16 protein-coding genes, 2 tRNA genes and 1 pseudogene are annotated in these 16,491 nt (G+C 52.0%); 12 read left to right on the forward strand and 7 right to left on the reverse strand.

Annotation, left to right across the window (positions count from 1 at the left end):
- Positions 1–9: 9 nt before the first annotated feature.
- Positions 10–681 carry a PspA/IM30 family protein gene (locus tag PSE_RS20460; RefSeq protein ID WP_014286550.1) on the reverse strand — a complete coding sequence of 224 codons (672 nt, stop codon included), beginning with the start codon at positions 679–681 and terminating at the stop codon, positions 10–12.
- Positions 682–693: 12 nt separating this feature from the next.
- Positions 694–1,131, reverse strand: a complete 438-nt coding sequence (locus PSE_RS20465; protein ID WP_083841596.1) for a DUF2170 family protein — start codon at positions 1,129–1,131, stop codon at positions 694–696.
- A 246-nt stretch (positions 1,132–1,377) separates the two neighbouring features.
- On the opposite strand from PSE_RS20465, the gene PSE_RS20470 reads away from it, so the two are divergent.
- The 4 genes from PSE_RS20470 to PSE_RS20485 are packed head-to-tail and all read left to right on the forward strand — an operon-like array spanning position 1,378 to position 4,073.
- Positions 1,378–2,433: an ion channel gene (locus tag PSE_RS20470; protein WP_014286552.1), complete on the forward strand. Its 1,056-nt coding sequence runs from the start codon at positions 1,378–1,380 to the stop codon at positions 2,431–2,433.
- Positions 2,414–3,061: a DUF2491 family protein gene (locus tag PSE_RS20475; RefSeq protein WP_041768722.1), complete on the forward strand. Its 648-nt coding sequence runs from the start codon at positions 2,414–2,416 to the stop codon at positions 3,059–3,061. The genes PSE_RS20470 and PSE_RS20475 overlap by 20 nt, the downstream gene beginning before the upstream one ends.
- Before the next feature lie 17 nt (positions 3,062–3,078).
- Entirely contained in the window at positions 3,079–3,489 is a 411-nt protein-coding gene (locus PSE_RS20480; RefSeq protein ID WP_041768723.1) for a DUF350 domain-containing protein, read from the forward strand.
- 17 nt (positions 3,490–3,506) lie between these two features.
- Positions 3,507–4,073 carry a DUF1190 domain-containing protein gene (locus PSE_RS20485; protein ID WP_041768724.1) on the forward strand — a complete coding sequence of 189 codons (567 nt, stop codon included), beginning with the start codon at positions 3,507–3,509 and terminating at the stop codon, positions 4,071–4,073.
- A 275-nt stretch (positions 4,074–4,348) separates the two neighbouring features.
- On the opposite strand, the pseudogene PSE_RS27725 reads toward PSE_RS20485, so the two are convergent.
- A pseudogene (locus PSE_RS27725) lies at positions 4,349–4,650 on the reverse strand (IS3 family transposase); the annotation flags it as partial.
- Positions 4,651–5,336: 686 nt separating this feature from the next.
- Here PSE_RS27725 and PSE_RS20490 point away from each other — a divergent pair.
- Complete coding sequence (locus tag PSE_RS20490) at positions 5,337–5,600, forward strand: hypothetical protein (RefSeq protein WP_014286557.1); 264 nt, start codon at positions 5,337–5,339, stop codon at positions 5,598–5,600.
- Positions 5,601–5,983: 383 nt separating this feature from the next.
- Here the strand turns inward: PSE_RS20490 and PSE_RS20495 are convergent.
- Both PSE_RS20495 and PSE_RS20500 read right to left on the reverse strand, forming a co-directional pair.
- Positions 5,984–6,059, reverse strand: a tRNA-Lys gene (locus PSE_RS20495).
- Positions 6,060–6,076: 17 nt separating this feature from the next.
- Positions 6,077–6,152, reverse strand: a tRNA-Lys gene (locus PSE_RS20500).
- Positions 6,153–7,012: 860 nt separating this feature from the next.
- Between PSE_RS20500 and PSE_RS20505 the strand changes: the two genes are divergently transcribed.
- The 3 genes from PSE_RS20505 to PSE_RS20515 all read left to right on the forward strand — a co-directional run bounded on the left by PSE_RS20505 (position 7,013) and on the right by PSE_RS20515 (position 10,264).
- Positions 7,013–8,785: an acetolactate synthase 3 large subunit gene (locus PSE_RS20505; protein WP_037036273.1), complete on the forward strand. Its 1,773-nt coding sequence runs from the start codon at positions 7,013–7,015 to the stop codon at positions 8,783–8,785.
- Positions 8,786–8,806: 21 nt separating this feature from the next.
- A complete protein-coding gene (gene ilvN / locus PSE_RS20510; protein WP_008547637.1) occupies positions 8,807–9,400 on the forward strand; it encodes an acetolactate synthase small subunit in 594 nt (197 codons plus the stop codon).
- Positions 9,401–9,505: 105 nt separating this feature from the next.
- Positions 9,506–10,264 carry a pyridoxine 5'-phosphate synthase gene (locus PSE_RS20515; protein WP_014286561.1) on the forward strand — a complete coding sequence of 253 codons (759 nt, stop codon included), beginning with the start codon at positions 9,506–9,508 and terminating at the stop codon, positions 10,262–10,264.
- A 72-nt stretch (positions 10,265–10,336) separates the two neighbouring features.
- Here PSE_RS20515 and PSE_RS20520 read toward each other — a convergent pair whose 3' ends face one another.
- The gene (locus PSE_RS20520; protein ID WP_014286562.1) at positions 10,337–11,743 is read right to left on the reverse strand and encodes a glutamine synthetase family protein; all 1,407 of its coding nucleotides are present in this window, start codon (positions 11,741–11,743) and stop codon (positions 10,337–10,339) included.
- A gap of 349 nt (positions 11,744–12,092) precedes the next feature.
- On the opposite strand from PSE_RS20520, the gene PSE_RS20525 reads away from it, so the two are divergent.
- From PSE_RS20525 to PSE_RS20535, 3 genes are all read left to right on the forward strand, one after another.
- Positions 12,093–12,998, forward strand: a complete 906-nt coding sequence (locus PSE_RS20525) for a hypothetical protein (RefSeq protein WP_014286563.1) — start codon at positions 12,093–12,095, stop codon at positions 12,996–12,998.
- 98 nt (positions 12,999–13,096) lie between these two features.
- Positions 13,097–13,678 (forward strand): DJ-1/PfpI family protein, encoded by a 582-nt coding sequence (locus PSE_RS20530; protein WP_014286564.1) that lies wholly within the window; start codon positions 13,097–13,099, stop codon positions 13,676–13,678.
- Positions 13,679–13,708: 30 nt separating this feature from the next.
- On the forward strand, positions 13,709–14,086 hold the full coding sequence (locus PSE_RS20535; RefSeq protein WP_014286565.1) for a ribbon-helix-helix domain-containing protein: 378 nt from the start codon (positions 13,709–13,711) through the stop codon (positions 14,084–14,086).
- Between the two features lie 39 nt (positions 14,087–14,125).
- Here PSE_RS20535 and PSE_RS27820 read toward each other — a convergent pair whose 3' ends face one another.
- Positions 14,126–15,658: a triacylglycerol lipase gene (locus PSE_RS27820; protein WP_305809562.1), complete on the reverse strand. Its 1,533-nt coding sequence runs from the start codon at positions 15,656–15,658 to the stop codon at positions 14,126–14,128.
- Between the two features lie 301 nt (positions 15,659–15,959).
- Here PSE_RS27820 and PSE_RS20545 point away from each other — a divergent pair, with 301 nt between their 5' ends.
- Positions 15,960–16,481, forward strand: a complete 522-nt coding sequence (locus PSE_RS20545) for a YeeE/YedE thiosulfate transporter family protein (RefSeq protein ID WP_014286567.1) — start codon at positions 15,960–15,962, stop codon at positions 16,479–16,481.
- The last annotated feature ends 10 nt before the right edge of the window (positions 16,482–16,491 follow it).

Below are 16,491 nucleotides of genomic sequence, written 5' to 3' on the forward strand. Positions count from 1 at the left end.
CTCAGGTGCTTACAGGGCTTCAAGAAGTTTTTGCACATCGCCCTGTCCAGGACGCTCAAGGCGCTTGATCTTCTCTTCCAGGTCCGCCCCGCTGTCAACCCGCGCTTCCTGTTCAGCAGCTTCCAGCATAGCTTGCTGATGGGCCTGACGCTGCTCAAGACGGTCCAGACTATCCACTGCGCTTGCCAGTTTGCCGTTGGAAGCAGCTGTGCTGGTTGAAGATGCCTTTTGCGCATTGATCAAGGCTTCAGTTGCTTTCGCGCTTTCGATCTTGCGGTTCAGGTTCTCAATACGGCTTTGAGATTGACGAATGGATGCATCCATCTTCTCTTCGGTCGCTTTGTACTGGTCTGCCAGCTCCTGCTCAGAGATCGACTTCTCTTTCAGCTTGAGAATGCTCTCGATGATCTCAACTGCAAGCGCCTCATCACCGGAGGATTTTGCAGTACGGGCCGCGTTTGTGCGGCGCTCGACTTCGCTTTCCAGCTCATTGATGGAGCGCTCTTTCAGCACTCTGTTTGCGGTCATGCGTGAGCGCTCATCCTTGGCTTTGGCGATCGCGGCTTTCGCTTCGCGGATTTCCTGCTCAAGGATCACCATCAGGTTGGAATCCTGAATGCTCTCAGCTGCGTTGTTGGCATGGCCCTTCACAGCGGAAAACAGTTTGCCCCAAATGCTCATAGATGCCTCCTGCTATGCGCTGGCTTTTGGGCCCAGTTCACGGGCCAGTTCGATTGCGTTTTCTGCGATCACTTTGAATTCTTCAATGATCTCTGGAAGAGGTGATGTGGACGACATTGTGCCAAACAGCTCGTGGTATTCACGGTCGCCAATCTTATCGATGGAAAGTGCGCTGAGTGGCATAAGGGTGCGGTGCGAGCGCAGCATCAGTGCTTCAAACGCTTCCGGATCTTCCAGCTCATCACGGCCCCAGAGCACGGTTGTGGTGGTGATTTGCGCAGGGCTTACAACCACGAAGAGAACGACACCACCGACGCCCTTCATGTGAACCTCAAACACATCACTCGTCTCAGGTGCCGCGACAAATGCCATTTCCTCAGAAAGGTCTGCTTCGGCCTTTAGCGCGTCCAGCAAACTTGAGGCAGTCCATTGGCTAACCGACTGAGCCATTACAAATTCTCCAATCCAATACCCTATGGGTTCAAAAGGGTTTATATGATGCGAATCTCGCGCAGATTACCACGCTGTGTTGTTTGAGTGGAAATCTGAAGCTGCATTAATTTAGTGCAAATAATCGCTTTTCCCTATTCACCAAGTCAATATAATTACCTATTACTCACGGGGGTATTTTCAATAGGTCGCCACAAGACTGTACGTGTCTGATCTATTGCATAGGGGCGGCAGAAAGTTTTATCAGTGCCAGTTATTCAGCGGATTTATTCCAAGTTCTATGAGCATCTTGTTGAACTGCGTCTGTGGGTGCTGTTCTCGCTCATCTGTGCCTATCTGCTTATCTCGTGGCTCCTGTTTTTCTGGGCAGGAGAAACAGATCTGGTGACAGATCCTGTCGTGTTTTTGTACTTTGCCTCAACGACAGCCTCAACAGTAGGCTATGGTGACTTGTCACCAGCAACCGAAGCTGGCCGCCTCATTTCGGCAATCTGGTTTGTGCCTGGAGCACTGCTTATTTTCACTGCTGTGTTGAGCAAGCTCACCAGCTCTCTCGTTCAAGGGGTAAGACGCATGGTCGATGGCAGAGGTAATTTCAAAAGCCTTACGGGTGCCACAGTCATCATCGGATATCACAGTGATCGTACCGAGCGTATGATTACAGATCTGATTGCAGGCAGAGACAACGATACCAAAATTGTGCTGCTTGCCACCTCCGCTGATATTACTGTTCCTGAAGGGGTTCGTTATGTACGCGGTGACCGCCTCGATACGTTGGAAACACTGAAACGGGCTGCAGTAGAGTATGCTGAAAAGATCATCGTTTATACCGAGAGCGATGCAGAAACCTTCAACACCTGCCTGGCAATCCGGGAGCTTTCCAGTGACGTGCATGTGGCTGCTTATTTTGGCGACCGAGACACGGCACGCCGTGCTACCAAGCTGGCGCATGTGGAAGCGGTGGTTTCTAGCGCGACAGAAACCCTTGTGCGCGCCGCGCAAGATCCGGGCGCAAGCCGTGTGATCATGGCGCTGAGCAGCGCAACTCATAATGCGACCATCTATTCTGGTATTCTTGAAGGTGCGCACGGGTACCTCACCACTGATGTCGAACAGCAGCTTCTTTCCGTTGATGCTGTTTTGCTGGCAGTTGGACAAAACAGGGCGGACGATGTGTCGTTCAAACCGTTTCCGCACGATTTGGGGGGCGGTACCACCGTCTATTATGTGGCTCAGCAACGTCTTGAGCCTGAGACATGGTCTCGTTTGATGGAGAAACTTGATGCTGAGGTTCTGGCGTAAATCCAAGAGCGAAAGTGAATTACCTGAAGTGCTCGGCATCACCATTGGCCGGGCCGTTACCGTTGATGCGATTTCTGTAAAGCTGCTGCCCAAGGACAGTTTGATCACGGTTCCGCAGCTTACATTTTCAATTGTCGCCCAAGGCCATTGTGATCTGGGCGAACAGTCGCATCTGCACCGGTTCTATCCAGATGATGACAGTGTCCTGCTGCAAATACAGGGCGGTGATGGCGTTTCGGATGAGCGCGTTGATGAGATCATGCTGTGGTCTTACTACGACGTCCAATACCCCAGCACGGACCGTCAATGGCGGGACATTCGTCGTTCCATTTGCCAGACCACCTTCACGCTTCCAAGCTCTGAGGGCGATGTGGTGTTTGAACGCGCCTGGTTTGGCAGCTCTGACCAGCCAGAAGAACCCATGCAGTACTGGGAGAGCGTGAGCGAAGACCGCTCCGGTAAGGCAGGACGCAAGATTTTCCAAAGCGCCATGTTGTTTGCCCGCGAATTGAGCGACGGCAAAGACGAAATGCTGCTGGTCAACATGGAAGAAGTGGAAGGCACAAACGAGCGCAGCGTGGCTTTCATGCTGGGTCGCAGCCTTTCACAACATGAATTGCATATTTAAGAGTTACGGAGATTACCTTGGCTGAACTTCAAAATTCCTTGTACGGTTTGCTGCCGTTCCTTGCATATTTCATTGTCGCAATTGTGATGCTTGTGGTGTTTGTGACCATTTACAAAGCGATTACGCCCCACAAGGAAATGGCGCTTATCAAAGAAAATAACAGCGCCGCCTCGCTGTCACTCACGGGCGCTGTTCTTGGCTTTTCCATTCCAATCGCCAGTGCTGCAGCCAACTCTGTTGGTTTAATTGACTTTGCTGTCTGGGGTGTTGTTGCAGGCATCTTGCAAATTGTAACCTTCCTTGTGTTCCGCACCTTCTATCCAAAAGTGTCCAGCCGTATTGAAAAAGGAGAAACCGCTATTGGAATCCATCTAGGAGGCATTTCCATCAGCGTTGGTCTTCTAAATGCTGCTTGCATGACCTACTGAGCCTTGGAGAAAACCAGATGAAACGTTCGGGACCTCTAAAACTCGTCGTTATGGCAACGGCCGGGATATCGCTTGCGGCTTGCGATAGTGTTGAAGAAAAAGCAGATGGGAAGGTTTTTTCAGACAAACAGCACTGTGTGTCATCAGAGCAATATGACATCAATCAATGTAATGTTGCTTTTACAGTGGGTGAAGAAATCAATAAGATGAGTGCCCCACGATACAACTCACAACGCTTATGTGAGGAGCAACATGGGACACTCAACTGCAAAGCAATCTTCGGCGATAGCAGCGGACCTGCTAGTTACTTTGTGCCTTTTGTTGCTGGGTACTTTATTGCAGATGCTACTCAAAAACTAACTGATTGGAACTATCGTGTTCGGCCTGTCTATTTCGACCACAAAGAGCGAAACTTTTACACAAGCAACGGTTACCTTCTCGATTTAGGAAACTCGAAGAGACCAGCGCGGCTTAATAAAAAATCAACAAAAAAACTACCTAAAGTCGCAAAAGTTCAGACTAGAACCTCTGTCGCTTCTCGTGGTGGTTTCGGATCCAGATCAGGACGTGGGTTTGGCGGATAAGAGCAATAACTGATGAGGCAACGTGTTTGTCGATGCCTCATCTAAATGCTACCTTCAAAAGAACACCTCAACTCCTGATAGAACTACTCGAATGTCCGCTTGTGGCCCTCAGCGCCAAGCGGATTAAAGCCAACTCCAAGTTGACATCACGCTTTGTATAGGCTGCCCCGTGATTAAGCGAATAGCGGCTATTGGTCAGTTGGGTAAGCTTAAATCGCTCATAAAGGCTACTGCGAAACCTTCAGCTGTGACTACCTCAATCTCAGCTAACAGTCTTTCAACATATCTACGATCAGACGATCCTCATCCGCTTGCCCACTCAGTGAACAACGCTGCGTGGGTCGGAGTTGACCAAGGACGCGGCAAACACGTCGCTCGAAAATTTTAGTTTGGTGAGAACAGGGTTGATGCAGGCCCGGCGATGGGACGGGCTTAGAAGTTTCCCTTGGCAGCCTCAGTGAGGATCAGTTTGTTCAGTGTCAAATCATCGACAACGCGGCATCGCTTGTCCTGTAAAGACTTTTATCTGTCGCGGCTTAATGACAATCTCCTCTGGCTTTGGTCTCTTGCTTCCCATATCTGATCCGTCACTTTCCTAATCATAAACTTGGACCACATCTGTGGGGGAGGCTCGCAACAAGATCCTAAGTGACCAGATCAAACACTCACGTTTCTTACCAGCAAAGGTGAATGCTTTTGGCAATGCGGTAGAGCGAGCCTCTCCGCTGTTGAGACCAAAGCGGATCCAAGTACTGAAGAAGGCGATGAGGTTAAAGCGACTGATTTGTCTGGATTTGATTTAGTCTTTTTCCTTTCAAGACATCGCAGGTCCTCCCTGGGCTTTTCGTTGCCTACGGGTAGTTCGGGACCACGGCGCAAGCGCCTATGTGGTTTTCGCGAAGGCTTGGTGTTTATGTTCATGTTGTTGTTATCAGTTTTTAGCCCCGCTAATCCTATGGGTTTGTGGAGGAATTCAGTTTCCTTGCATTGACACCTTGTCCCAATCATCGCATGCTCATCTTGAGGCGTCGAAACCTCTTTTTACGAGCGGTCACCGCATCCGTTTATTGGCGGTTTTTTTGTGTCTGGAGTTGGTTCTCCAAACGCAAACTCTCGCTTATGGGCGGGAGGGCGGTGAATACAATACCCTTTGCGGGGGAATAAACCCGCCTGTCTTCGTCAGGTTTCGAACCTCCCGCTCGCCAGTGGGTTGTCGAAAGCTCTCTGTTGAGTGGTGTTCTAACTACTTACGAGGGTTATTAGATGACTGATACTGGTAAAGAGAAATGTGCCCATACGTCCCTTCGCAATGAAGTGGACCAGCTTCATCTCACAGCCAACCACCTCAAAAATCTAGTCTATTCCATGAGTGTGGTTCTGAGCGAACGCATGGAGCACACACAGGAATATGAAGCGTTGCTGACGCTGTTTGATACTGTGCGCAATCACATTGAAGATGTGCAGGGGAGTAGCGAGAAAATCTCCGAGCTGCTCGAACCTTGCGCGCTGGAAGTCTCCAAAGACTAATAATACGGAATGAAGAGAGGCATTGCCTCTCACGGAATATTCTGGCTTGGGAAGCGTGAGGCTTCTCAGGCCTTTTTAGATGTTCGCTTCAAGCAGATCTGCCCTTTATCAAAAGCACTAAAATTGCGCTCTGACGATAAGTAACAGTTCTCTGACGGCTTTTCAGCGCTCCAACTTTATGGGAAGCCTGCGTATTGACGACCAGTGACGACATTAACAGCTTTTCCAGAATTAATTTGAAAGGGTACTTGCAGGAGCTGAGAGAGGTGAAATCGTGCTTTCAAACGCTCTCATTTGCTTACATAGTGCTGACACAAGGCACAAAAGCAAAAAACTCCCAGTAGAGAGCTTTGCTAAACCTCTTTATATACCATGAAGTTAAATGGTGAGCCCGCACGGGTTCGAACCGTGGACCTACTGATTAAAAGTCAGTTGCTCTACCAGCTGAGCTACGGGCTCACATGACGTGATACGCTTGGTGGGTGCACAGGGATTCGAACCCGGGACCGTCTGATTAAGAGTCAGATGCTCTACCAACTGAGCTATACACCCAAACGTTTCCCGCCGAAGCGATGGCGGGTGTATATAAAGCCTTTTGCGAGAGCGCAAGGCCCTAACTGCAACTTTTCAAAAATGTCTTGTGTAAAGTAAACTTATCCCAGACTAACCTATGCAAATCTACGAATTTTGGCAGCACAAATACAATTCCAGAGTGTGAAACGCGAAAAAGCAATCCAATTTGAGGTTGTTAGCCCTGTTAGTAATTAGTCCAACACCCGCTCCACGCCAAAATTGTGCTGCTCCCTCCTACACCTGCAAACAGGAGAGGTAGGACACCGCACTGCAACCGAAAGACATAAGACGCCACCGCACTGCAAAATCGCACAATTCTGCGGGTTCTCCAAAGCGCACCAAATGCACCGGCAGAACCTGATGCAAACACAACGAGCATCTCCTGACGTTGCGCAACTTTCGCAAAGCGCCCCGACACTTGCAGATAACTCAAGAAAACAAGAGGTCATTGCGGCGCAACATTAAGAAGAAGCCACTTGACGCTTTTACGTATCTAAGCCTAATCTCACCCCGAATTTTAGAGTTTACCTGAGCGATTCAATGGTGAAGCGCGGTAATCTCTTACACGGTTGGAATTATGTTAAGGGAGAGTGGAGCCCTGAGGCTCCCAATACCAGAATGCAAACTTCAATTCTTCTTATCGTGGTGGGAAGCGCGTCGCCGGAGTGAGCTAGCTCACTCGGAACGGTTAGACGCGCACAAGGAGCCAAACGGCTCCTTTTTTTATGGCTAATTCGCAGAGATGTTTAAAAGAGCAGCTCTGCAAAACAAACAGCTGGATTGATTGCACACCCTTCAATCGGGCGAAACGAGCAGATACAGGCAACAAGGACTTGATGATGCAACGGGAGATGACAGGCGCTGAAATGGTTCTCCAGGCGCTGAAGGACAACGGGGTGGAACATGTATTTGGATACCCTGGTGGTGCAGTCCTACCCATTTATGATGAGCTGATCCAGCAGGACTCGATCCAGCACATCCTCGTCCGTCATGAGCAAGGTGCAGGCCACGCTGCTGAAGGCTATGCACGCTCCACCGGTAAAGCCGGTGTTGCTCTGGTAACCTCTGGTCCGGGCGCAACCAACATGGTCACCGCCCTAACAGACGCGATGCTCGACTCCATCCCGATGGTTTGCATCACCGGTCAGGTTCCAACCAATCTGGTTGGCTCCGACGCCTTTCAGGAATGTGACACCGTTGGCATCACCCGCCCTTGCACCAAGCACAACTGGCTGGTGAAGGACGTTAATGATCTGCCACGCATTCTGCATGAAGCCTTCTACGTTGCTCAGTCTGGTCGTCCGGGCCCTGTTGTTGTTGACATTCCAAAGGATGTTCAGTTTGCAACCGGCACCTACGAAGGCCCTCAGGCAAACCCAAGCAACCACAAGAGCTACCGTCCGCAGCTGAAAGGCGACATGAACGCCATTCGCGCGGCTGTTGAGCTGATGTCCAAAGCCAAACGCCCAGTGTTCTACACCGGTGGCGGCGTCATCAACTCCGGCGCGGCTGCAAGCCAGCTGCTGCGTGAGCTGGTAGACCTGACAGGCTTCCCGATCACCTCAACCCTGATGGGTCTGGGCGCTTATCCGGCATCTGGCGAACAGTGGCTTGGCATGCTGGGCATGCACGGCACCTACGAAGCCAACATGGCGATGCACGATTGTGATCTGATGATCTGTATCGGCGCTCGCTTTGATGACCGTATCACAGGCCGTCTGGACGCCTTCTCTCCAAACTCAACCAAGATCCACGTGGACATAGACCCATCGTCCATCAACAAAATCGTACACGTTGATCTGCCAATCGTTGGCGATGTTGCCCACGTTCTGGAAGACATGGTTCGCATCTGGCGCGCATCCAGCTTCCATTCCCAGCCAGAGCTGAAGGGATGGCAGACACAGATTGCCAAATGGCGCGCCCGGGATTGTCTGTCCTATCGCCACAGCGATGACGTCATCATGCCTCAGTACGCTTTGCAGCGCCTGAACGAAGCCATCAAAGGCCGCAAAGACGTTTACATCTCAACCGAGGTTGGACAGCACCAGATGTGGGCTGCCCAGTACCTGGGCTTTGAATCTCCAAACCATTGGCTGACCTCAGGTGGCTTTGGCACCATGGGCTACGGCCTGCCAGCTGCCATCGGTGCTCAGGTCGCTCATCCGGGCGCACTGTGCATCAACGTTGCAGGGGACGCTTCCATCCTGATGAACATTCAGGAAATGTCCACCGCTGTTCAGCATGGTCTGGCACCTAAAACGTTCATTCTGAACAACTCTTACATGGGAATGGTTCGTCAGTGGCAGCAGCTGCTGCATGGCAACCGCCTCTCCCACTCCTACACCGATAGTCTGCCTGACTTTGTAAAACTGGCAGAAGCGTATGGTGCAAAGGGCATCCGCGTAACCAAGCCGGGTGAACTGGATGATGCTATTCAGGAAATGATTGAATCGCCTGAACCAGTCCTCTTCGATTGCTGCGTCGCTCAGCTGACCAACTGCTTCCCGATGATCCCGTCAGGTAAAGCCCACAACGAAATGTTGTTGCCGGACGAAGCAACTGATGAAGCCGTTGCAAATGCCATCGACACCGCAGGCAAGTCATTGGTATAGGATAAAGCTGGGAGATTCATTATGAACGCACAAAAAACTGACGCACTATCAGCTTACTTCCTAGCTGAGACCAGCGATGTTTTGGAAACACATACTCTATCAATCATTGTAGATAACGAGCCGGGTGTTCTTGCCCGCGTGATCGGCCTGTTTTCTGGCCGTGGCTACAACATTGACAGCCTCAGCGTGTCTGAGACAGAACACGAAAAGCACGTGTCTCGCATCACCATCGTCACCACCGGTACCCCGCAGGTGATTGAGCAGATCCGTCACCAGCTGGACCGCCTTGTTCCGGTTCACATCGTGCGCGACCTGACAGTGGCTGCAAAGAACTCCAATCAGGAAAAGCCGCTTGAACGTGAGCTGGCCCTGATCAAGGTGCGCGGTGAAGGTGAAAAGCGTCTGGAAGCATTGCGCCTGTCAGAAGCATTCAAGGCAACTGTTATTGACGCAACCATTGATCACTTCGTTTTCGAGATCACTGGCCGTACAAATAAAATCGATCAGTTCATTGAAATCCTCACTCCACTGGGCCTCGTAGAGGTTTCGCGTACGGGTGTTGCCGCACTTGCACGTGGTGGTCAGGGTCTCAAAGATCTTCATGACGAAATTTAACAGTTAGAGGACAATTTTGTCCTATTGATATTAAGCGGCGTCTTTTGCAAGTCTGTGAAGACGCCGTTTTATTTTAAAATACAAACTCAATAAAGAGTAGCCCCCATGAAGACGCCAAGTCGCTTATCCGTCAACGTAAACGCTGTAGCTGTTCTGCGAAATCGCCGCGACGTTCCGTGGCCAAGCGTGACGCATCTGGCAGCCCTCGCCCTCAACGCAGGAGCCAAAGGCATCACCGTGCACCCACGCCCGGACGAGCGCCACATCCGCCGCACGGATGTTGAAGACATCTCCAAGATGCTGCGCGAGGAACTGCACGGCAAGGAGCTGTGCCTCGAAGGCTATCCGGATGAGCGCTTCATGGAACTGGTGAAAGACGTCCGCCCAACACAGGTTCTGTTTGTACCGGACGATCCATCCCAGCAGACCTCAGATCACGGCTGGGACTTTTCTGAGAACATGGATCTATTGAAAGACGTGATCGCTCAAGCAAAGTCCTGGGGCGTGCGTACATCTCTCTTCGTAGATCCAGAGCCAAGCCAGCCGCCGCTCGCAGCTGAAGCAGGTGCAGAGCGGATCGAGATCTACACCGGCCCTTACGGCGCGTGCCATTCTGACAAAGAAGCTGAAAAGGTTGAGCTGGAGAAAGTGGTCGCAACAGCAGAAGCTGCAAAAGCTGCTGGCCTCATGGTCAACGCAGGCCACGACCTCACCGTTGAAAACCTGCCAGCCCTGATCGAGCGCGTACCTTACATCTCAGAGGTTTCCATCGGCCACGGCTTCACCGCCGATGCTCTGGAACACGGCTTCACCCAAAGCGTCCGCCGTTTCCGCAAAGCGCTTGGAGAGCCAGTCGAGCTATAAGAGCCTATCAAGTTTCAAAAGAAGCCTGCCGTGCCCCGCATCGCAGGCTTTTTTTATGCCTGAAACCCAGCCTCAAACACCTTCGAAATATCGCAGAAACTCAAAGCTGGTGATGTCCTTCTCAATCCACGCCCGGAACGCTTTCAGCTCATTCTCCCGACTCCGCGCATACTGATCCGCCAGTGCTACCCCAAGCGCCTGCTGCACAAACTCACTATCCCTGAAGAGCTCAAGCGACTCCTCTAAAGAGCGCGGCAGCTTCTCAAGGTCTTCATCCTTGCCCGGATCCCCAATCAGCATCGCAGGCGGTTCCTCCCGGTGCTCCAGACCATCCAGCCCCGCCGCGCCAATCAAAGCCAGAATAATATAAGGATGCGTATCAGCACCTGAGCACCGATGCTCCAATCGGATTACCTGAGGATCGGGACTGGAGATCACCCGCACCGCACTCACCCGGTGCTCCTCACCCCAACACACCTCTTCTGGACATCCCGTGAACCGTGAAAGCCGCCGGTAGGAGTTGATCGTTGGGCGAAACGCCAGATGCGACGCCTTCATCTGCGCCAGAAGACCCGCCACAAAATGCCGGCCCCGCTCACTCAGTGCAGCGTCTTTGTCATAAAAGATGTTATGCCCCATCTCATCGTAAAGGCTCACATGCACGTGGGTGCCATTGGCTGAATCCTGCCCCATCGGCTGATAGCGCGCCATGAAGGTGGCAATCAGCCCTCGTTCCCGGCACAGCTCCTTCAGGTGATGCCGCGCCCGCACTGCGTTGTCAGCAGCTTGCAACGGACTGGCAGGCTCAAGAGCAACCTCATACATCCCCCAGCCAATCTCACTCTCCATAGAGGATACACCAATCCCAAGCCCTTCCATCCGCTCCCGGAAGGCGTCCATCAGGTCCATGTAGTCAGGATCGCGATTTACGGAATCATACTGCAAGGAATGCCCGAATGGCTTCAGCTTGTGATGTTCTCCAGCCTCCACCAGCGCGCGGTCAAAATGGAATATCCCAAGCTCAAACTCCAGACCAACCTTCATGGTCAGCTGCATCTCAGCAAGCCGCTCCTCCAGCATCTCCAGAGGCCGACGCACATCCAGCACAAAGCGCGTCCCATCCCGGTTATAGCAATTGAGCAAGACCTCGCTGATCCCAGGCCGCCAGCCCAACTGGAACAACGTGTTGCTGTCCGCCAGACTATGTAGGTTGCCAAAGCCGGTGTGATACCAGACATGCGGAGACTCATAGATCAGCTCCCCCGCGGGCTGACCATCACCATGGGGGATGAGATAGAGCGAGGAGTTGGTGGAGCAGCCCTTCTCCAGACCATCCAGCGGCTGAAGCCGACAACGAAGCAGTCCATTCATATCCGGCACTTGCGTGATAACCGAATGCACGCCCCGCTGCTTCAGCTGCCCGATCTGCTTGGCCAGCGCGTCTTTTGAGGCAGACTGCATCTGAGAAAACTGCGTCATGTCTGATCTACTCCAAGATGTACCAAGCACCTTAAAGCCAACGCAGAGTGCAAATCGTAGAAGAAATCAGCGACCTTTGAACTAAATCACCCGCTCCGCATAGGTTGCAAAGAACACAAGAAGACTACCTAGACAGTAACTTTCATACACAGACAGAAAATCAGAGATTATCGACCAAAATCACATCAAGCCTATGAAACAATGAAAATAATAGCGCCTGAACCCGCCGTGCAAATTAGCAACACTCCGTAACGATAACTAATAGTTTATTACCCTCAAATTGCTGAGATAGGGATTTCTGCTAAGTTAGACATTCCCTAAGGACACCCCCATCAAGAATAATAGAACCATGCGTCATTTGTATCTCGTAGCTTTGCCACTTGCCCTCGCCGCACATCCCCTCAGTGCGCAGGAAGCCGCGCCACAGACCTCAGCACCAACAGAGCTGCAGGCGGGCGGCTTCGTCGGCGTCAACGTTGGCCGCACATATCTTGAGGCTGATCAGGTTGACACCAAAGATCACCAGCCAGAAACCCTCGGGTTTTACGGCTCCTACGCCATCCCACTCTTCCAGCATTTCAGCCTGCAGGTAGACGGTGATATCGAATTTTATCAGTTCGACACCAAAGACAGCGACAACACCCTGCGTGACGGTCTTGGTGCAGTTCACTTCTCCTACAAAGACCCGCAGCAAGGCCTTTTTGGCGTCTTCGCAGGCGGCGGTGCAACTGTTGACGGTGGTGACGACGAGTCCAACAAGACTTTCCAGTTCATCGGTCTTGAAGGTCAGTACTACATTCAGGACATCACCTTGTTCAGTCAGGCTGGCTTTCTTGATGGCGACGATGATGAGAACGAGACCATTGACAACGGCCTGTTTGCACGCGGTGGCGCAAGCTACTATTTCACGCCAAACACCAAGCTGACTGGCTCTCTGTCTTACGTCACCGGAGATCGTTATAATCACCCGCGTCCGGGCGATGCACGTGACGGCGAAGTCAACATCTTCAGCTGGGGAGCCGAGTTCAAGCAGAACTTCACTGCTCTGCCAGTTGGCCTCAGCGCATCCTACAACGGTCATGACTTCCTGATCAAAGGGGATGAGTCCGACGAACCAGTCGTGCATGAATTCCGCTTCGGCGCGTTCTTCCAGTTCGGTACATCCACCTTGCAGGAAAACGACCGCACCGCTGCAGGCTCTGATCTGCCAGAGTTGAAGCGCTGGATTTCACTCTCCACCAACGAAGTCGACTAAGACCTCAAGATGTGACTGGGCTATGTAGTAATACGTTATTACCCGCTCAGTCCCATCCCTTGCTAGGTTTCCCTCACAGCGACATCTGGGAGGGAAACATGTCCGCAAAAAAAGTTCTTATGATCACCGGTGACTTCACCGAGGATTACGAAACCATGGTGCCATTTCAAACGTTAGGCGCCGTTGGTCATGATGTTCACGCCGTTTGCCCGGACAAAACCGCTGGCGATACAGTTGCAACATCCATCCATGATTTTGAAGGTGACCAGACCTACACCGAAAAACGCGGTCACTACTTCACTCTCAACGCCACCTTCAGCGACATCAATCCAGCAGACTATGACGCACTCGTCATTCCAGGCGGCCGTGCACCTGAATACCTGCGCCTGAACCCGGCAGTGCTGGACATGGTCCGCCACTTCTTCACTGAAAACAAACCCGTCGCCGCCATCTGCCATGGCGCACAGCTTCTGTCTGCGGCTGGTGTTCTGGAAGGCAGAGCCTGTTCCGCTTACCCAGCCTGCGCACCTGAGGTCACCATGTCCGGCGGCACGTTTGCCGATATTGATGTGGCAGATGCAGTCACAGACGGCAATCTGGTGACAGCCCCTGCATGGCCAGCTCACCCAGCATGGCTCAAGCAGTTCCTTGCCCTGCTCAACCAGCCTGCCTATGCTTGAGGCATAGCACGAGATAAGGCGGAGGGGATCATGTGCGAGCTGTTCATCAAGGCAGATTCTGACCTGTGGGAGAGCACCACACGCTCCCTTCGCATTGACCGTATGGTCACCAGTGTGCGACTTGAAACCTACTTCTGGACCATTCTGGAAGAAATCGCCGGGCGAGATGACATGTCCGTCGGCCAACTGCTGACACGCTTGCACAACGAGTCCATTGAAGCCGGACATGACCTCGGCAACTTCACCAGCTTCCTGCGCGTGTGCTGCCTTCGCTATCTCTCATTGCAGGTGACCGATGACATCCCGAAGGACAAATCAGTCCCCATCAGCACCCTAAACGCTCCTCAGCTACTGAAGAACGAACGGGCCTATCGCGCTCAGACACGAGCCTCTGCGACTATGAGTTAGGCTTCCCTCGCCCAATCAGCGAGAGAAGCCCGTTGTTGATCAGGCAAACACGAAGTCTTCAGCACTCAGGCTGTAAGTGAACAACCACCCCGTATCCACCTCAAGCACATCATTGCCGTAGGAGATCGTGATCCAGCCTCCGAGCAGGCTCTCGTCGATATCGAGCTGTGAGAACGAACTCACCCCAGCAGCAGAAAGATCGATGGTGTCTTCGCCAACCTTGAAATCATCGATCACATCCTTCACGCCATCATCCGCAAAGCAGAACATATCTGCACCATCACCCCCAACAAGGAAGTCACGGCCAGCTCCATCATGAAGGACGTCGTTACCGTCCCCGCCTTCCAGAACATCATCACCAGCACCACCCAATAAACGATCATTGCCATCCTCGCCGCGCAGATGGTCATTCCCGGCAAAGCCTTCCAGCGCATCATCACCATCGTTGCCGCGCAACAAATCGTTGGAAGTTGACCCAAGAATATAGGCGTCCTGCCCATGGTGTCCGGTCGGATCCAGTGGGATCTGAATATCCTCAACCCACGTATCATCGCGCTTCTGATCAGAAAGCCCGGAGATGATCACCACACTGTCTCGGCTCATCTCGCTGTAAAACTCGGAGGCATTGATGGCGTTAAACGCCGTGCTGTAGTTGAACGGCAAATGCGCTGACCAGCTTGGCAGGTTGAGCAAACCACCACCATCCCAAAACAGCGGCGTATCATACCAATCGTTGAAAATGACGATATTGCTGGTGTCGTAGCCATAGTCTGTGTCATTGCCGGTCAGATCAAGACCATCGGAAGAAATCACCGAAGGCACCGGATCATTCTCCAGATCAAAACTGAAGAGCTCAGCTCCGCTACTCAACACCGCAGCACCATCCTCCGGCGCATAATGGCTGGCAAACGCCATGTAATTGGCATTCACGAAAAACCCATCCAGCCAGTCGTTGCTGCGCTCTGCCATGTTGGCAACAGCACCACCACCCAGAGAATGCCCGGTGACGATCAGGTCACTACCATCCAGACCATGCCCCACCATGAAGTCTTTAAGCGCAGCAAGCAGCCCACCAAACGCCTCTTCCACGTAATGCGGCTCATCCTTGAAGAACTCAAGATAGTCGATCACATCACCAATGGTGTCGGTAACAATGTTGTCCAAAGTTCCCGTCGTTCCACGAAACGCCAGGGCCACCTGAGTAACATTGCCATGCTCATCATACTTGGCCAGCACGTCTGCCTGCGCATCCTTGAACTTGAACGTTTCACCCTGAAACGTCCCATTGTGATCAACGAGAGCACCCTCGTAACCAAGGTCTTCAGCAGAAAGGACCGTCCACCCCTTCTCCTCAATCCGGTCACGTGCCGCTTGCTCACTCTCCCCGCTCAGCAAGCCTGCCTGATCTTCAGTGCCCCAAAGGGTTCCAACCAGCGTTACCAGCGAAAAGCCATTGGCCTGATACGCACTCCCAAGCGCATCATCCAACCCATGATAGCTATAAAGCATCAAATCCAAAGCATCGGACATAAGCTGACGAGCATCATTTCCCTTATACTCAAATAAAGACATTATCCCTCCCAAATGCAAAGCAGCTACATCCTGAAGGAAAACGCAGGTCTCACAATAACCAATACTCGGAGTATGATTTTCATATTTCCAATATTTAAAATCACCGGAGAACTTCATCACCTGCACATCAAACAACCTAACCAACGCATTTGATTGCATTGAGCAAAGGCTGGAAAATCTTGCGAAAACGATAAATTCAGCTGTCTGAGCGAAGCCACAATTTCTTGCAAACTCCTCTTGTATTTTAGTTTATTAGTATATATTAATATTCTAAATTAAAGAGAGATCGGAGGGCATTCAATTGGATCTTCTCAGGCAAAACGTTTGGTCCCCCTATCTGGCGGGCATAATTATTGGGCTCCTGCAAATCCCAGCTTTCCTGCTGGTTGATACCGCACTGGGCGCCTCATCTTCTTTCGTCACCGGCACCGGTTTCATCTTTTCACTCTTCGATTCCAGCATCACAGAGATCAAGTACTTCGCCAAGTACATGTCCAAGGACAAATACTTCTGGCAAAGCGCACTGGTCATCGGCATCGCTCTGGGAGCGCTGATCTCCTACAAAGCCAGCGGTCGTAAAGCCAGCTTCTCTTCTCCAAGCTGGAAAACCATCGGCGCAAGTTCAGCACCGGTCATCCGACTTCTGCAAGGCTTCATCGGCGGCTTCGTTCTGCTAGTCGGTGCCCGCATCGCAGGCGGCTGCACATCAGGTCACGGCATCTCCGGCCTCGCACAGCTTGGCGTTGGTTCCAGTGTTGCTGTCGCAGCTATGTTCGCAGGCGGCATCGTCGCAGCCAACCTTCTTTACAAACGCGCATCCTAAGGAGAGGTCA

The organism is Pseudovibrio sp. FO-BEG1 (genome assembly GCF_000236645.1).
Taxonomy (GTDB): Bacteria; Pseudomonadota; Alphaproteobacteria; order Rhizobiales; family Stappiaceae; genus Pseudovibrio.